The 15,906-nt window shown below is 64.7% G+C and carries 16 protein-coding genes; 11 read left to right on the forward strand and 5 right to left on the reverse strand.

Annotated features, from left to right (window positions below; translation table 11 throughout):
* Positions 1-67 precede the first annotated feature (67 nt).
* From FBY31_RS17105 to FBY31_RS17120, 4 genes are all read right to left on the reverse strand, one after another.
* Positions 68-706, reverse strand: coding sequence for a DUF4232 domain-containing protein (locus FBY31_RS17105; RefSeq protein ID WP_142043514.1), 639 nt, complete (start codon positions 704-706; stop codon positions 68-70).
* 103 nt (positions 707-809) lie between these two features.
* Positions 810-1,568: a YcnI family copper-binding membrane protein gene (locus tag FBY31_RS17110; protein ID WP_235013098.1), complete on the reverse strand. Its 759-nt coding sequence runs from the start codon at positions 1,566-1,568 to the stop codon at positions 810-812.
* 83 nt (positions 1,569-1,651) lie between these two features.
* The gene (locus FBY31_RS17115; protein WP_142043516.1) at positions 1,652-2,275 is read right to left on the reverse strand and encodes a hypothetical protein; all 624 of its coding nucleotides are present in this window, start codon (positions 2,273-2,275) and stop codon (positions 1,652-1,654) included.
* Positions 2,276-2,338: 63 nt separating this feature from the next.
* Positions 2,339-3,430, reverse strand: coding sequence for an NAD(P)H-dependent flavin oxidoreductase (locus FBY31_RS17120; RefSeq protein WP_142043517.1), 1,092 nt, complete (start codon positions 3,428-3,430; stop codon positions 2,339-2,341).
* A gap of 114 nt (positions 3,431-3,544) precedes the next feature.
* On the opposite strand from FBY31_RS17120, the gene FBY31_RS17125 reads away from it, so the two are divergent.
* A complete protein-coding gene (locus FBY31_RS17125) occupies positions 3,545-3,889 on the forward strand; it encodes a hypothetical protein (protein WP_142043518.1) in 345 nt (114 codons plus the stop codon).
* A gap of 105 nt (positions 3,890-3,994) precedes the next feature.
* Here the strand turns inward: FBY31_RS17125 and FBY31_RS17130 are convergent, their stop codons facing one another.
* Positions 3,995-5,014, reverse strand: a complete 1,020-nt coding sequence (locus FBY31_RS17130) for a LacI family DNA-binding transcriptional regulator (RefSeq protein WP_142043519.1) — start codon at positions 5,012-5,014, stop codon at positions 3,995-3,997.
* A gap of 217 nt (positions 5,015-5,231) precedes the next feature.
* Between FBY31_RS17130 and FBY31_RS17135 the strand changes: the two genes are divergently transcribed.
* From FBY31_RS17135 to FBY31_RS17175, 10 genes are all read left to right on the forward strand, one after another.
* Complete coding sequence (locus FBY31_RS17135) at positions 5,232-6,080, forward strand: sugar phosphate isomerase/epimerase family protein (RefSeq protein ID WP_142043520.1); 849 nt, start codon at positions 5,232-5,234, stop codon at positions 6,078-6,080.
* Positions 6,077-7,087: a Gfo/Idh/MocA family protein gene (locus tag FBY31_RS17140; protein ID WP_142043525.1), complete on the forward strand. Its 1,011-nt coding sequence runs from the start codon at positions 6,077-6,079 to the stop codon at positions 7,085-7,087. The genes FBY31_RS17135 and FBY31_RS17140 overlap by 4 nt, the downstream gene beginning before the upstream one ends.
* A 207-nt stretch (positions 7,088-7,294) precedes the next feature.
* Positions 7,295-8,314, forward strand: coding sequence for an ABC transporter substrate-binding protein (locus FBY31_RS17145; RefSeq protein WP_235013099.1), 1,020 nt, complete (start codon positions 7,295-7,297; stop codon positions 8,312-8,314).
* A gap of 60 nt (positions 8,315-8,374) precedes the next feature.
* Positions 8,375-8,830, forward strand: coding sequence for a hypothetical protein (locus FBY31_RS23420; protein WP_235013100.1), 456 nt, complete (start codon positions 8,375-8,377; stop codon positions 8,828-8,830).
* Positions 8,831-8,836: 6 nt separating this feature from the next.
* Positions 8,837-9,778, forward strand: coding sequence for an ABC transporter permease (locus FBY31_RS17150; protein WP_142043527.1), 942 nt, complete (start codon positions 8,837-8,839; stop codon positions 9,776-9,778).
* The gene (locus FBY31_RS17155; RefSeq protein WP_142043529.1) at positions 9,775-11,694 is read left to right on the forward strand and encodes a dipeptide/oligopeptide/nickel ABC transporter permease/ATP-binding protein; all 1,920 of its coding nucleotides are present in this window, start codon (positions 9,775-9,777) and stop codon (positions 11,692-11,694) included. Before FBY31_RS17150 ends, FBY31_RS17155 begins: the two co-directional genes overlap by 4 nt.
* On the forward strand, positions 11,691-12,566 hold the full coding sequence (locus tag FBY31_RS17160; protein WP_142043531.1) for an ATP-binding cassette domain-containing protein: 876 nt from the start codon (positions 11,691-11,693) through the stop codon (positions 12,564-12,566). Before FBY31_RS17155 ends, FBY31_RS17160 begins: the two co-directional genes overlap by 4 nt.
* A 59-nt stretch (positions 12,567-12,625) precedes the next feature.
* The gene (locus FBY31_RS17165) at positions 12,626-13,486 is read left to right on the forward strand and encodes a sugar phosphate isomerase/epimerase family protein (protein ID WP_235013101.1); all 861 of its coding nucleotides are present in this window, start codon (positions 12,626-12,628) and stop codon (positions 13,484-13,486) included.
* Positions 13,487-13,544: 58 nt separating this feature from the next.
* Positions 13,545-14,711: a Gfo/Idh/MocA family protein gene (locus FBY31_RS17170; RefSeq protein ID WP_142043533.1), complete on the forward strand. Its 1,167-nt coding sequence runs from the start codon at positions 13,545-13,547 to the stop codon at positions 14,709-14,711.
* Positions 14,712-14,790: 79 nt separating this feature from the next.
* Positions 14,791-15,852, forward strand: coding sequence for a LacI family DNA-binding transcriptional regulator (locus FBY31_RS17175; RefSeq protein ID WP_142043535.1), 1,062 nt, complete (start codon positions 14,791-14,793; stop codon positions 15,850-15,852).
* The last annotated feature ends 54 nt before the right edge of the window (positions 15,853-15,906 follow it).

The raw sequence follows: 15,906 nt of genomic DNA on the forward strand, positions 1-15,906 counted from the left end.
TGCAGGCGGCCCGGCATCTTGCCGGACCGCCTGCAGTTGTCTGTGCTGACGAACCTTTTCCGGAACCTTATGCCGGCTGGAAGGCCCTGATGGTCAGCAGCATAATCTCCGCGTTGCTGCACGCCTTGGTGGGTTGGGGCAGGAACAGCGACGCCGTGTCCTCCGGGGGGTAGATCCGGTAGCCGGCGGCGTCCACCATGGCGCAGTCGGGATAGTTTCCGGCATTCGTGTAGCGCAGGACGGCCGAGCCGGTCTGCCCTGGTGCCAGCATGACGTCGGTGGGTGCGGTGGCTTCGTCACGGATGGCCGGCGCGCCGATGGGAGCACCGGCAGCATCCGCGGCCAGGGAAACACCGGCGAAGCCACGAAGAACACATGGTTCGGAACCGGTGTTGGTGAGGTTGAGCTTCATGTAGACGCTGCCTGCGGCCCCGCCGCCGGTCGCATCCGTGGCCGCGGAGAGGCCGGCCGCCGTGCAGAGCGCCGGTTCTGCCGCAGGAGCGCTGGCCGGGGCCGTTGCCGACGGCGACTCCGACGACGTTGCGGACTGGGTGGGCGACTCGGACGTTTCGCCGGGGCTGGCAGAACTGCTGCCCGGCGTCGTCGAGGATTGCGGCTGGCTTGGGCCGCACCCGCTGAGCAGCAGCGCGGCTGCCGCTGCCGCCGTCGTGATGGCAAACCCGTGTGAAATTCGCTGAGACCTCATGGCACCACCTTCGCGGCAGTGGTGGGCTGCGTCAATGATGCGGCGAGGCGGCGCGCCAATTTGATGCCCGGATCGTGATGATCCGGGCATCAAGGCCAGTGCCCTACTTGGCTGCCGGGTCCGCGGAAGGTTTCCGGCGGGTGCCGCTGCGCAGGTACGCCGCGACGCCGAGCACCAGGCCGGTGGTGCCGGCTGCCAGGCCTGCCCAGCTCCGGGCGTCCGCCCCGCTGTCCGTCACCGAGGCCTGTTCGATGGACGGGGAGGCGCTGGAGTGTGAATCCGAGGCTGCAGCAGTATCCCCGTGTCCGGTGCCGCCTGCCTCGGTGACGGTGACCGAGGGCGCCGGGGCCTTCAGGGAGTGCGGGTCCTGGCCGTCCACGGCGATCTCGGACCAGTCCGTCTGCCCGGTTTCACAGCTCTGGAGGGTGGGGAAGTACAGCGTGCTGCCCACCGCGTCCGGGAGCTTTACGGAGAGCACCAGGGCATCGCGGAGTTCGTGGGCCAGGGGCGCCTTGGCGGTGTAGACGATCTGGCTGGTCCGCTTGGTGATGGACGTGCCGTCAGCCAGTTTCTTCGGCTCGGCGAGCTGTTCGGCGACCTTCTCCACGCTCCAGTTGGGATTGACCGTGGGCTGGGCATCGTTGAGTTCCTCCGGCAGCCTGATAGCCACCTTGGTGGTGGCTGAGGTGTCGCAGCCGTGCGGAATCGAGAAGGTGAGCAGGGCATATGAACCGGCATCGGTCTTGTCCGGCGTCACGCCGACGTGCGCCGAGGCCCCGGCGGCAACGGCGAGCAGCAGGGCTGCAGCGGCCCCGGTGGCGGCGGTTGTTTGCAGGGTACGGCGAAGTGTTGAGGTGTTCACGGGTTGCCTTTCCGGCGCGCGCCGGGACATCGGAACAGGCGCGCAAAAGTATCGGATGCCGCCGCCGGAGGTGCGGGGCGGTTCTAGCGCGAAGGTACGACGGCGGACGGCGGGCCGCGCCGGCTGTCCTGCCGGAGGTTCCGCCAGGGACGCCGCCGTGCAGCAGCGGCGGGAAAGGAGGCCAAAGCCGGCGGGACGGCGTCGGGCGCCACCGCGCGGGGGAGGGCCGCCAGCGGCCGCAGCCAGGCGGCAAGTGCCCACAGGGCTGCTTCGCCTTTGGCCAGCAGGAGGGCGCAAGCCAGCGTTGCCAGGGCGTGCGTTGCCAGCATCAGGGGCCCGGAGGTGCTTTCCGCGGCGTGGACGTGGCCCACCGCCGGTGCCAGCACGTCAGCGCCGGCCAGGTGTCCGGTATGAAGTGTGGCACGTATTGGAGCTGCCGCGCCGGGGGAACCGAAGACCGTAAACAGCTCGTGCAGTGCCAGTTGCCCGCCGCCCAGCAGGGTGGCCAGGGCCGGAAAGTCCAGCCGCAGGCGCGTGGCGGTGGTACTGCCGAGCGCGGTCAGTGCCAGGACCGCCAACAGGATAACGGGAGCGGGCAGTTCCCCGCCGCCGGCAAGGTGGGCACCGGAGGCGAGCGTCAGGATGACGGTAGCCACGGCGGAGGCGCGGAAGAGGTGGAAGGGCGGGCGCGGACGTTGCGTTCGCACGGTTCCTCCCTCCCCGCCGGAACCGGGCGCGCAGGCGGCACCGGTTGAATATCGCTCCAGATTCTACCGGTGATCCGGTGTCCGGCCGGCTCCTGCCAGCAGCTCGGCAAGGACCTCGGCTGCGGTGTCGAACCGGAGCAGCGGAGCCGACTGCCCGGCCCACAGGGACATCAGGTCCGTGTTCCCCTGGGCGGCAGCCTGTGGCCGGAAGCGGCCCGTCAGCCAGTTCTGCACCGGGAACGGGGCCACCGTGCCGGCTTCTTCAAGATCCCTGATGATGCGGTTGGGAATGCCGCGGGCCAGCCGGCCGCTCAGGGTGCGGGTCAATACAGTGTGGGCAGCGGCGGGGCTGCGCAACACCTCACGGTAAGCGGGTACGGCGGCGGATTCACGGGTGGCCAGGAATGCCGTTCCCACCTGAACGGCATCAGCCCCCAGTGCCATGGCTGCCGCGAAGCCACGGCGCTCCGCGATGCCGCCGGCCGCGATGACCGGGATGGATACGGCGTCGGCAACCTGGGGAACCAGGGCGAACGTACCCACCAGCGACTCCTCCGCGGGCTTCAGGAAGGACACCCGGTGGCCACCGGACTCCATGCCGCTGGCCACCACGGCATCAACCCCGCCTGCCTCCAGCGCCACCGCTTCGGCAACGGTGGTGGCGGTGCCCACTACCTTGATGCCGCGGCGGTGGGCTTCCTCCACAACGTCGGGCGCAGGCACGCCGAAAACAAAGCTGACGACGGCGGGACCCGCTTCCAGTGTCGCCTCCACCTGCTCGCCGTAGTCCGCCAGGTACCGGGCAGGCATGTCCGGCAGGGGTATGCCCAGTTCCTCGAAGTACGGTTTCAGGGCGGCGGTGTGTCTTTCGAACTCTTCCGGCGCGAGGGCGGTGGTTTCATTGCCGGTGGGCACCCAAAGGTTCAGGGCGAAGGGCTTTGCTGTCGCCGCCTGGAGTTCGGCTGCCGTCTTTCGGATGGCGGTGCCGTCGTATCCGTAGAGGCCGAAGGAACCCAGCCCGCCGCCTTCACTCACTGCTGCGGTGAGCTGTATAGAGGAGAAACCTCCGAACGGCCCGAGGACCACTGGCGCCTCAATGCCCAGGAGGCTCGTGAGCCTGTTGGAGCTGGCGGAAGGGAATTGTTGGGTTGTCATGGCAGGCTCCTGGAGGTGTTGCTGCTGGCGTTGACCCAGTCTTGCACTATGTACCGTCCCAAGGGGGCGCCGCTAGACTGCTGGCGTAGATGTCGGCGACCTTGAGGAGTAGTTATGGAATACACCCGCAGCCAGCAGGAAAAGACCGTTACCGCCGGTGATCTTGGCCGTAGCCACATTGGCCAGACCATCAGCTTCCGGCCGAACGAGTTCACCGTTGTCTTTGGCAAGATCGCTGGAATCGCACGGACGGAGGCCATGGTCTACCTGTCCCTGGACGGAGTGGGGAACGGCACCCACCTGAAGGATGAATACGACCTGCCGCTCACGCACGAGGTCCACCTGCCGGTGGATGTCCTCACCAACGCCGAATCCACCATCAAGGATCTGTTCGGCAAGGTCCAGGAGAACCTGCGCGGAACGGGCCACAAGGGCGAGGACCAGACGGACCGGCTCTAGCGGAACCAGGCAAGGGAAGCCCCGGCGCGTGCGCCGGGGCTTTCTTTCTCCGTGCCTATGAACAAGCGCTACGTCACCCTGCAAGTCCACCTCCAGGAACCGCGGTCAGGAGTGCGGCGCCGCGGCGGTGGAACCTCGCACTGTCAGGTGCGTGGGCATCACCGAACGGCTGCGGATGCCGCCTCCGGCCAGCGGGTTGAGCTTGGCCAGCAGCATGGAAACGGCCACCCTGCCCGCCTGTTCTATCGGTGACGCCATGGTGGTCAGCGGGGGATTGCAGAAGTCCGCGCCAAAGATGTCGTCGCACCCCACGATGCTCATCTCCTCCGGTACCCGGATCCCGCGTTCCCGCAGCCGCTGGAGCATGCCGATCGCAATCAGGTCATTGAAGGCGATGCACGCAGTGACCCCGCTGTGCACTGCGGCATCGGCGGCAGCTGCACCCGATTGGGTCTTGGGAGCAAACGGGCCCAGGCTGCGCACTTCCACGCCACGGTCCTGGGCTGCCTCGGACAGGGCAGCCCAGCGGCGTTCGCTGGATTGGGACGTCAGCGGCCCGGCGATGTAGGCAACCCGGGTGTGTCCCAGCGAAATCAGGTGGTCAAGCGCCTGGCTGGTGGCGGAGGGGGTATCAATGATGACGGCAGGAACACCTGCAACGTCACGATTAATGGTCACCAGGGGCGCCTTGCCGGCAGCCTCCATGAGCGCATCATCGGTGAGCCGGGAGGCTGCGACGATGACGCCGTCGGCTGTCTTTCGCAACTGTTCCAGCGTGCTGGCTTCCACCTCGTCTGATTCCTCGGTGTCCACCAGCAGCTGGGTATAACCCGCCGCCTTGAGCTGGAGCTGGGTTCCCCGGATCAGGTCGAAATAGAACGGGTTGGTGATGTCGGGAACAAGTACTCCTACTGCTCCCGTGCGTCCGGAGCTCAATGCCTTTGCCTGGGAATTCGGCAGGTAGTTCAGCTCTGCGGCAGCCGCCTGGATGCGCTCCCGGGTACGGATGTTGACCCGGTCCGGCGTTGACAGCGCGCGTGAAACAGTGGATGCGGCAACACCGCATACGGCGGCGATGTCGTGGATGGTGGCAGGGCGCTGGGTTCCTGCCGCTTGCGTCGCCATGGCGCTCCTCTCTGAACGGAATGACGGGATGCTGTGACCCTTGCCACAGCTGCATTCCCCAAGGGTGCCACAGATGGCCTATTCTGGCAACCGGTTGTCAAAAGTTGGCAGACTGCCTAGACTTGCCGGAGCACCTTTTGTGTGAACCAAGCCACCCACGCGCCGTAGCTGGAATCGAAGGCTGCCCTGCCGCGAGGGTCCTAGCAAGGAGATTCCGTTGACCCACGCAACACAAGCAACCTGGCAGCTCTCAGGATTCGGCGACGAAATCGATCCTGATCCCGCCATCCAGGCCTCCGTGCTGTTGGCCCTGGGCGCCAGCCACATCGAAGTCAGAAGTGCCTGGGGAACGAACGTCTCGGAGATGGCCCCCGCCCAAGTTGCCGAGCTCAAGGACATCCTGGATACCAAGGGCCTGAAGGTCTCAGCTGTTGCAAGTCCTGTCGGCAAGGTGGATGTCAGCCTGCCCGTTGAGCACGAGCTGGAGCGGCTGCGCCAGATCATCTCGATAGCCAAAGGCCTGGACACCACGTACATCAGGATCTTCTCCTTCTACCGCGGGGAGGGCCGGAGTGCCGAGGATATCCGCGACGACGTCCTCGTCCGCATGCGGGCACTGGCGGCGCTCGCCGAGGAATCCGGTGTGGTGCTTCTGCATGAAAACGAAAAGGGCATCTATGGTGATACGCCCCAGCGCGTGCTGGACATCATGGAGGCCGTCAACTCCCCGGCCCTGCGGGTCGCCTGGGACAACGCGAACTTTGTGCAGGTGGGCGTCAAGCCGTACACGGACGGGTACGCCATGCTTCGCCCGTACCTTGAGTACTTCCAGGTGAAGGACGCGCTGTCCACCACGGGCGAAGTTGTTCCCTCCGGCGAGGGCGACGGCGAACTGGACGCCACCATCGCAGCACTCAAGGCTGACGGGTACAGCGGTTTTGCATCCCTGGAACCCCACCTTGCCAGCGCCCACGAGCTCGGCGGCTTTTCCGGGCCGGTGGCCTTCGGGATCGCAGCGCGGGCCTTCGCAGCATTGACCGCAAAGAACGGGGTTGAGCTTTCGTGAGCATCAGGGCTGCCGTGATCGGCTGCGGCGACGTCTCCACAGTCCACTTCGAGGCCGTTGCAAAGCTCGACGGCGCCGAGCTGGTTGGTGTCTGCGACCCCGACCCCCAGCGGCTGGCTGCCGCTACGGAACTTTACGGCGTCCCCGGATTCGCTGACCATGCAACACTGCTTGAGGCTGTCCAACCGGACGTGGTGCACATCTGCACCCCGCACAACCAACATGCTTCGGTAGCAGTGGACTGCCTGGAGCGCGGCGTCAATGTGATTGTGGAAAAGCCGCTGGCCCATACCCTGGCGGAAGGGCGGCGCCTGGTTGAAGCAGCGTCGAAGGGCAACACGAAGATCGCCGTTTGCTTCCAAAACCGTTACAATGCGACGTCCCAGGCCATGCGATCGCTCCTGGCAAGCGGAGATCTCGGTACCGTACAGGGGGCGGCCGCAAGCGTGATGTGGCACCGTTCCGCGGAGTATTACCGCAGCAGGCCGTGGCGCGGTTCCTGGCAAGGTGGCGGGGGCGGACTTCTGATGAACCAAGCCATCCATACCGTGGATCTGCTCCAGTGGCTGGTGGGGGACGTCGTCGCTGTGCGTGGCAATGCTGCCACCCGCTTCCTGGGCGGGACCATCGAGGTGGAAGACACTGCGGAGTTTGTTGCCGACCATGCGGGCGGTGCCAGGAGCGTTTTCTACGCCACGCTCGGCCACGCCTGCAACGCCCCGGTGACACTGGAAGTGGTCACCGAAAAGGCCGTCTTGAGTCTGCGCGGGGACCTTACGGTCACCTATGCAGACGGGCGGGTGGACGTGATACCGGAGCGAACGAGCGACACGGGCGGCAGGTCCTACTGGGGCGTCTCGCATGAGTTGCTGATCAATGATTTCTACGGCCGGCTGGATGAGCCGGAGCCGTTTTGGATCAGTCCCGCGGAAGCTGAAAAGTCGCTTCGAATCATCAAGGACGTCTACCGCCAGAGCTACCCGGACGCTGTTTCCCGCGTCTCCTAGCGATCATTGGCAACCGATTGTTGGAGTCACCGCTGGTCCTTCGCGGTAAGCATCTTGCCTCCGCGGCACATTTTGCAACAATTTTAGACAACCGGTTGCCAAAGCCGCTGGGTGTGCGTACTCTGAATTTCACAGGGTAAGTGTGGCTCACGCCACAATGCTTCCCTCCCAACTCCCCTGTTCGAGAAAATTCTCAAGGAGCCAACAATGAAGTTAGGTCCCAAGGCGGCAGCTGCCGCCCTCGTACTGAGCGCCTCGCTTGCACTCACCGCTTGTGGCGGTGGCGGCGCTGGTGCAGGTTCCACCGCCGCCGGTGGAAAGACCGTCACGGCACTGACCTTGGGCACCCTGCGCGACCTCACCTCGTGGGATCCCGCCCAAGCGCACGTTGGCCACGCGCTGCAGCCTTTTCAGGCTGCATACGATTCGCTGATCCTGCGCGAACCGGACGGCAAGCTCAGCCCCATGCTGGCCACCGACTGGAAGTACAACGACACCAACACCAAGCTCACGGTGGATCTCCGCACTGACGTCACCTTCAGCGACGGTGCCAAGTTCGACGCCGAGGCGGCCAAGGACAACCTGGACCACTTCAAGAAGGCCAACGGCCCCCAGATGGCGCAACTCAGCTCGGTGTCGGATATTGCAGTGGTGGACGCCGACACCATCGACATCAACCTCAGCGCACCGGAGCCTGCCCTGGAGTTCTTCCTGAGTCAGGCCGCCGGCCTGATGGGCAGCCCCAAGGCTTTGGGAACCGACGCCATCAAGACCGAGCCGGTTGGCTCCGGCCCGTACGTGATGGACAAAGCTGCAACTGTCAAGGACAGCCAGGCGGTCTTCAATGCGCGCAAGGACTACTGGAACAAGGATCTCCAGAAGTACCAAAAGCTGACCCTTAAAATCCTCACCGATCCCACAGCCCGCACCAACGCACTCGTGTCCGGCCAGATTGACGCCACCCTCCTGGATCCCAAGAACGGCAAGCAGGCCGAGGGCGCCAAGATGAAGCTGGAAACCAACCAGGTTGACTGGTCCGGTTTGCTCCTGCTGGACCGGGACGGCACCAAGAACCCGGCCCTGGCCAACGTCAAGGTCCGTCAGGCCATCAACCATGCGTTCGACCGCAAGACCATCCTGGACCAGGTCATGCTCGGCCAGGGCACGCCCACCTCGCAGCCGTTCGGCAAGGACAGCGGCGCCTGGTCCGAAGAGCTGGAGAACTAGTACAGCTACGATCCGGCCAAGGCCAAGCAGCTCCTGAAGGAATCCGGCTTTGAGGGCAACGTGACCATCGACGTCCCCACGCTCCCCGGCGCTGAAACCCTAATCTCCGTCCTCAAGCAGCAGCTCGCGGACGTTGGCATCACCCTCAACCCGGGTGCCGCCATCACCAACACCTTCACTGCGGATGTTGCGGCGCAGAAGTACCACGCGCTGTTCTTCAACCTCTTCCAGGGCGAGCCCACCGTGGCGATTGACCAGATCGTTTCCACGAAGGCCCTGTACAACCCGTTCAAGAGCACCACCCCGGAGCTCGAGGCCAAGATCCAGGCTGTGCGCACCGGCGGTGAAGAGGCGGGCAAACTGGCGCAGGACGTCAACAAGTACGTGGTTGAGCAGGCATGGTTCGCTCCGCTGTTCCGCGTGAACCAGATGTACTACCACAACGACAAAGTGAACGTCACGCCGCAAGCCCAGCAAGCCGTTCCGTCCATTTACAACTACTCGCCTGCCAAGTAGGACTCCATGATCAGGTTCATTGCGAAAAGGCTGGGCAGCGGTTTGGTGGTGTTGTTCGTCGTCTCGGCGCTCACCTTCACCCTGCTGTACACGGCCAGCGGAAGCATCGCCCGCAACATCCTGGGCGATCAGGCAACCCCTGAACAGGTTGCCCTGAAGGAACAGGAGCTGGCACTCGACCAGCCGCTCGTGAGCCGTTACTTCGCTTGGCTGGGCGAGGCCTTGGGCGGAAATCTTGGCGCTTCCTGGTTCACCTCGGAACCGGTCGCCAATTCCCTGGCCACGCGCATTCCGGTGACCATGACCATGGTTTTCGCCGCAATGATCCTGATCGCCATCTGCGCAACGCTGATTGGCGTTGCCGCAGCAGTCAAACGCGGCTGGGTGGACAGGGTGGTCCAGGTGGGTGCCATCCTTGGCGACTCCATTCCGGGATACGTGATCGGCGTCTTCCTTGTGACCCTCCTGGCCATCCAGCTTGGATTCTTCCCGGCCACCAGCACCATCTCTCCCGAGGTGGGGCCCGAGGCCTGGGTCTACTCCATGACTCTTCCTGTCATTGCCCTGCTGATCAACGGCGTGACGGGCGGCGCGCAGCAAATCCGCAGTGCAGTCATCAAACAGCTCGAGCGTGACTACGTCCGAACGCTGCGCAGCCGTGGCATCGGGGAGCGGGAAATCCTGTTCAAGCACGTGCTGCGCAGTGCAGCTCCCGCAGGCCTCACTGTGTTGAGCCTGCAGCTGATCGGGATGCTGGGCGGCGTGGTGATCATCGAGCAGATCTTTGCCCTTCCAGGCATGGGCCCGCTCGCTGTCACCGCCACTGGCCAGACGGATCTTCCCGTTGTTATGGGCGTGGTGATGTACACCGTGGTGGTGGTCATCGTGGTGAACCTCCTGGTGGACATCCTCAATGGTTGGCTCAACCCGAAAGTGCGTGTGTCATGAGTGATTCCGTAGAAACAGCGGCCGTAGCCGCGCCCGCCCCAAGCGGACAGAGCGGCACGGTGGTCCGTTCCAGCGTCATGCGCCGCCTCCTCAAAAACCCCCTCGGCATCGCGTCACTGGCCATTCTGGGGAGCATCGCGTCACTGGCCATCCTTGCCCCGGTACTGGCGCCGTTCGAGGAAAATTTCGCCAATATCGCCAAGACCCTGGCCGCACCCGACTCCGTCAACATCCTGGGCACGGACAGCGCAGGCCGCGACACGTGGAGCCGGCTGCTCTTCGGTGCGCAGCTGACGCTGCTGTCCGCTCTCCTTTGCGCCGGGGTTGCCATCGCCATCGGTCTTCCCGCCGGACTCATCGCCGGTTACTACAGCGGCAAGTTCGAAGCCGTCTCCAACTGGGTGGTCAGCATCCTCATGAGCCTGCCCGGCCTGATCGTGCTCCTCACCATCCGGGCTGCCTTTGGCCCTTCGGTATGGATTTCGATGATCGCATTCGGCATCCTCATCAGCCCGTCCTACTTCCGGTTGACCCGCACCGCGGTCCAGTCCGTCCGGAACGAGCTCTACGTTGATGCCGCACGCGTTTCCGGTCTTTCGGACCTGAGCATCATCGCGCGCCACATCTTCTCCGTGGTCCGCGCACCCATCATCATCCAGACCGCAGCCATCGCCGGCGTCGCCATCGCAATCCAGTCCGGGCTGGAGTTCCTGGGCCTGGGCGATCCCACCAGGGCAACCTGGGGCGTCATGCTCTCCGAAGGCTTCAAGAACGTCTACCTGACCCCCACGCTGCTCCTCTGGCCCGCTCTCGCCATGGCACTCACCATCGGCGGGCTGGTTCTCCTGGGCAACGCCGTCCGCGATGCCCTTGAAGACGGCGAAAAGATCAAGCACCGCAGGAAGGGGGCTTCCACTGCAGGTGCTTCCGCTGAACGTACGACGGCGGAACGGGCCACGGCGCGCCCGTCCCGTAAGTCCACTGCCGCCGTCGACGCCGGCACCGAGCACCACCTGGTCAAGGTGACCAATCTCGGCGTCGGATACCCGCAGGCCGACGGTTCCATCAAAAAGGTGGTGGACGACGTCTCCTTCCATGTGGACCGCGGCGAGATCCTGGGCATCGTGGGCGAATCTGGCTCCGGCAAGTCACAGACCGCCTTCTCCATCCTGGGACTGCTGCCGGACAATGCGCGCATTGCGGCAGGTTCCATCCAGTTCGACGGCAACTACACCGTCGCGCCGGGGGAGGACCGCGTAAGCCAGGAACGGTTGTCCAAGCTGCGCGGCAAGCGCATTTCCTACATCCCGCAGGAGCCGATGAGCAACCTGGACCCTGCCTTCACCATCGGCTACCAGCTGGTGACGCCCATGGTCCGCGTCCTCGGAATCTCCAAGGCTGAAGCCCGGAAACGGGCACTGAAGCTGCTGACCGACGTCGGCATCGCCAACCCTGAACGGACCTTCGATGCCTACCCGCACGAGGTCTCCGGCGGCATGGCCCAGCGCGTACTGATCGCCGGCGCCATCAGCTGCGAACCGGACCTGGTCATCGCCGACGAACCCACCACGGCGCTGGACGTCACGGTGCAGGCCGACGTCCTGGACCTGCTGCGCGAACTCCAGCAGCGCCTGAACATCGGCGTCATCCTGGTGACCCACAACTTCGGGGTTGTCGCCGACCTGTGCGACCGCGTGGTGGTCATGCAGAACGGCAGGCTCGTGGAGGAAGGAACGGTCCGCGGGATCCTCCGCAACCCGAAAGAGCAGTACACCCAGACCCTGCTGGGGTCCATGCTCGAGGGAAAGACCCCCATGACCATGCTGGTTTCCCCGCCGCAAGGTCCCGTTCCCCACGAATCCGCCGGTCAGCCGGGCGGTCAATATCCAGCCGCAGAAAAGGAACCGGTCGCATGAGCGCACAACAGAATGCCCCTCTGCTGTCAGTGGAAAACCTTGTGGTCGAATACCCCAGCAAGAGGTTCCGTGCCAAGCCCTTCCGGGCGCTCACGGACATCAACATCAACATCGGCCAGGGCGAAACGCTCGGCCTGGTGGGGGAGTCCGGTTCCGGCAAGACCACCCTGGGCCGTGCTGTCCTGGGCCTGGCACCTGTCACCAAGGGCAAAATCATCTTCGAAGGCAACGACATCAGCAACGCCAGCCGCAAGGAGCGCCGGACGCTGAGCAGGGACCTGCAGGTGGTGTTCCAGGACCCCTACACTTCCCTGAATCCCGCGCTGGAAATTGGCGCCATCCTCGCAGAGCCGCTCGGGGTCCAGGGGATGGAAGCCGCCGCGGCCAGGAAGCGCGTCAAGGAACTGCTGGACCAGGTGGGACTCCCCTCTGACGCCCTTCACCGGCTGCCGCGGGAATTCAGTGGTGGCCAGAGGCAGCGCGTTGCGATTGCCCGGGCTTTGGCTTTGTCCCCCAAACTGATCGTCTGCGACGAGCCGGTCAGCGCGCTGGACCTTTCAACCCAGGCCCGCGTCCTGGACCTGTTCCTGCAGATCCAGAACGACACCGGCGTTTCGTACCTCTTTATCTCGCACGACCTCGACGTCGTCCGGCACATCAGTCACCGGGTGGCCGTGATGTACCGAGGCGGGATTGTGGAGCAGGGCCCCGCCGACCTCGTCACCACCGACCCCGAACACCCCTACACACAACGGCTCCTGCTTGCATCACCCGTCCCGGATCCGGACCGGCAGGAACAGCGCCGCGCGGAGCGGCACCGGCTGCTGGAAGCTCAGCGCCAACAGACTGAACAGGCTGGTGCCGCGGCGTAACAGCCGCCCCAGCACACACCCCATGGCCTTCACCGGCCGGAACACCACGGAGGAACCCAGTGGCCAAAATAGGCGTACAAGCCATGATGCTCAAGGACAGCTTCGCCGAAGTGGGAGCGTTCGAAACGCTCCGCAAGGTCAACGCGATCGGTTACAACGCCGTCGAAATTTCCCAGATTCCCATGTCCCCGGAGAACGTGGCGGAGCTGGAACGCAGCCGCTCGGAACTCGGTATGGACATCGCCGCGCTTTCCGTTGCTGTTGAAGGCCGCAAGGGGATGCCTGTCGAATCCCTGGCGGACAACTTCGACAAGATCGTGGATGACGCGAAGCGGTTGGACACGTCGCTGCTGCGGATCGGGATGCTGCCGTTCGGGGCCATGAAGTCCCTGGACGCCGTCATCGACTTCGCGAAGCAGGCCAACGGGTACGCCGAGCATCTGCAGGAACACGGAATCAGCCTGTATTACCACAACCACCACATCGAGTTCGCGAAGTTCGACGGCAAGTACATGCTGGACGTCATCGCCGAGAACTCACCGGCCATGGGCATGGAAATCGACGTGCACTGGGTCCAGCGCGGCGGCCTGGACCCGGTCCGCACCCTGGAGAAGTACGCGGGCCGGACCGCCATGGTGCACCTGAAGGACTACCGGATCGGGCAGATGCCGCAATCCTCGTTCGGACTCCTGGAGTCCGGCGATTTCGCCGGGTTCATGGCGGAATTCAAGAACGTGGTGCAGTTCGCCGAAGTGGGCGAAGGCAACCTGGATTTCCCGTCCATCATTCCGGCCGCCCAGGCCGCCGGCGCCCGGTACCTCCTCGTGGAGCAGGACGAACTGTACGGCCGCACGGTATGGGACGCCCTGCAGACCTCCTACGACAACCTGGTGGCCATGGGCCACGCCGACCTCTTCTAGGTTTCGACAGGCCCAACCAACGGAAGCAAAGCTCCACCAACAAAAAGGACCAACAACTGTGAGCAAGAAAGTACGCCTTGGCATCATCGGCCTGGGGCAGCAGGGCGGCGCCTACGCCAAGTTCATCACCGACGGCCTCGTCCCGAACATGGAGATCGGAGCCATCACCGATATCGACCCCGCAAAAAAGGAACTGGCCGCTGCCTCCTATCCGGGCGTGCCGTTCTACGACGACTACATCGCGATGCTCGAAAGCGGTGACATCGACGCCGTCGTCACCTGTGTACCGCATTACCTGCACCCCGAAATGGGCATCGAGTCGCTCAAGCGCAACATCCACGCGCTCGTGGAGAAGCCCGCGGGTGTTTACACCAAGCAGGTCAAAGAGCTGAACGACTTTGCAGCCTCCAAGCCTGAGCTTTCCTTCGGCATCATGTTCAACCAACGCAACAACCCGCTGTACAAGAAACTCAAGGAAATCGTCGACAACGGCGAAATCGGCAGCATCCGCCGCACCAACTGGATCATCACCAACTGGTGGCGCCCGCAGGGCTACTACAACTCCAGTGAGTGGCGCGCCACGTGGGGCGGCGAAGGCGGCGGCGTGCTGGTCAACCAGGCCCCGCACCAACTGGACCTCTGGCAGTGGATCTGCGGCGCGCCCAAGTCGGTGTATTCCAAGGTGGCATACGGCTTCCGCCGCGATATCGCCGTCGAGGATGAGGTCACCGCCGTCGTCGATTATGGTGACGGCGCCACGGGCGTTTTCGTGACGGCCACCCACGACATCGTGGGCACCGACAGGTTCGAGATCCTTGGAGACCAGGGCAAGATCGTCGTCGAGAACTCAAAGACCGCCACGGTCACCCGGCTCACCAGGCCGGAGCGTGAACTCAGCGACTCCATGGACATGGACGACGTCCGCAAGCTCTTTATGGGGCAACTGAACCCGGAGGAGTACTACAGCACCGAGGTCATCGAGTTCGAGTCCGCCTGGGGCGGCCAGCACGCAGGTGTCCTGGAAAACTTTGCAGCCAACATCCTGGACGGCACCCCGCTCCTGGCCCCGGGCTCGGACGGCATCAACGGTGTCCGGCTGGCCAACGCCATCCACCTCTCCAGCTGGACCGGGCGCGAAGTTCCGCTCGACTTCGATGAAGAGGAGTACATGCGGGAGTTGAACAAGCGCATCAGCGAAGAGGGCAAATTCCCCGAGCGCTCCTGACCCCCTGGCTGCCGGGCGCCCGCGGGGGCGCCCGGCAACCGCTGGCCACTTCTTGCCTGATGCTCGTTAGGATGGGGCGGTGACTGAACCCAAGACGCAGGGCCCTGCCGCATCGACGGGAGCTGCCAAAAAGCACGCCCGAAACGGCAAGGGCAACGCCACCATCTACGACATCGCCAAGGTAGCCGGCGTCAACCCATCGACGGTCTCCCGCGCGTTAAGCAAGCCGGGCCGCGTCAGTGCCAAGACGCAGAAGCTGATCGAGGACGCGGCCGCGGAGCTGAACTACCAGGTCAACCCGTTCGCCCGGGCCTTGCCCACCGGCAGGACCAACACGTTTGGGCTGATCGTCGCGGACATCACCAACCCCACATTTTTTGGCATCATCCGCGGCGCCGAAACTACGGGGACCGCCCGGGACTACACCTTGGTCCTGGCGGAATCGGCGGAATCGGCAGCTACCGAACTGACGGCGGCCCGGCGCATGATGACCACTGCCGACGGCCTGATCCTGGCCAGCCCACGGATGGACGACGACGATATCCGCGCCTTGTCCCGCGACAAACCGGTGGTGGTCATCAACCGCGAGGTGGCGGATGTGCCCTGCGTTATCCCCGACGTCCGGAAGGGCATCGGGGAGGCCGTGCGCAGCCTCGCGGGCAACGGACACAAGAAGCTCGCCTTCGTGGCCGGACCTGCGCGGTCGTGGATGTCCGCCCGGCGCTGGGAAGGTGTGCAGGCGGCGTGTGACTGGTCCCGGCTGGAGGCTGTGCGGGTGGAGTCCAGCAAACCAACGGTCGACGGCGGCCGGCAGGTGGCGCGCGATGTGCTGGCCACCGGGGCCACAGCCGTCCTGACGTACAACGACCTCCTGGCGATAGGCCTGATGCAGGAGCTGCAGGCCGGCGGCATGGTGGTGCCGGACCAGATCAGCATTGTGGGCTTCGACGACATTTTTGGGGCGGACTTCACCACACCGCCGCTGACCACCGTGCGCTCGCCGCTGGGGGAGTGTGGTTCGGGAGCCGCCAGCCTGCTGCTCGATCTGCTTCACGGGAACGGGGATCCGGCCGGCATTCTCCGGGTGGAGACCGAGCTGGTACTGCGTGGTTCCAGCGGCCGGCTCGTGCCCAGGGACTAAGCCGGGCCCAACATTCCCAGCCGGGGGTTCCCAGCCCGGCGTACGCAGCCAGGA

Source organism: Arthrobacter sp. SLBN-100, from assembly GCF_006715305.1.
Taxonomy (GTDB): domain Bacteria; phylum Actinomycetota; class Actinomycetes; order Actinomycetales; family Micrococcaceae; genus Arthrobacter.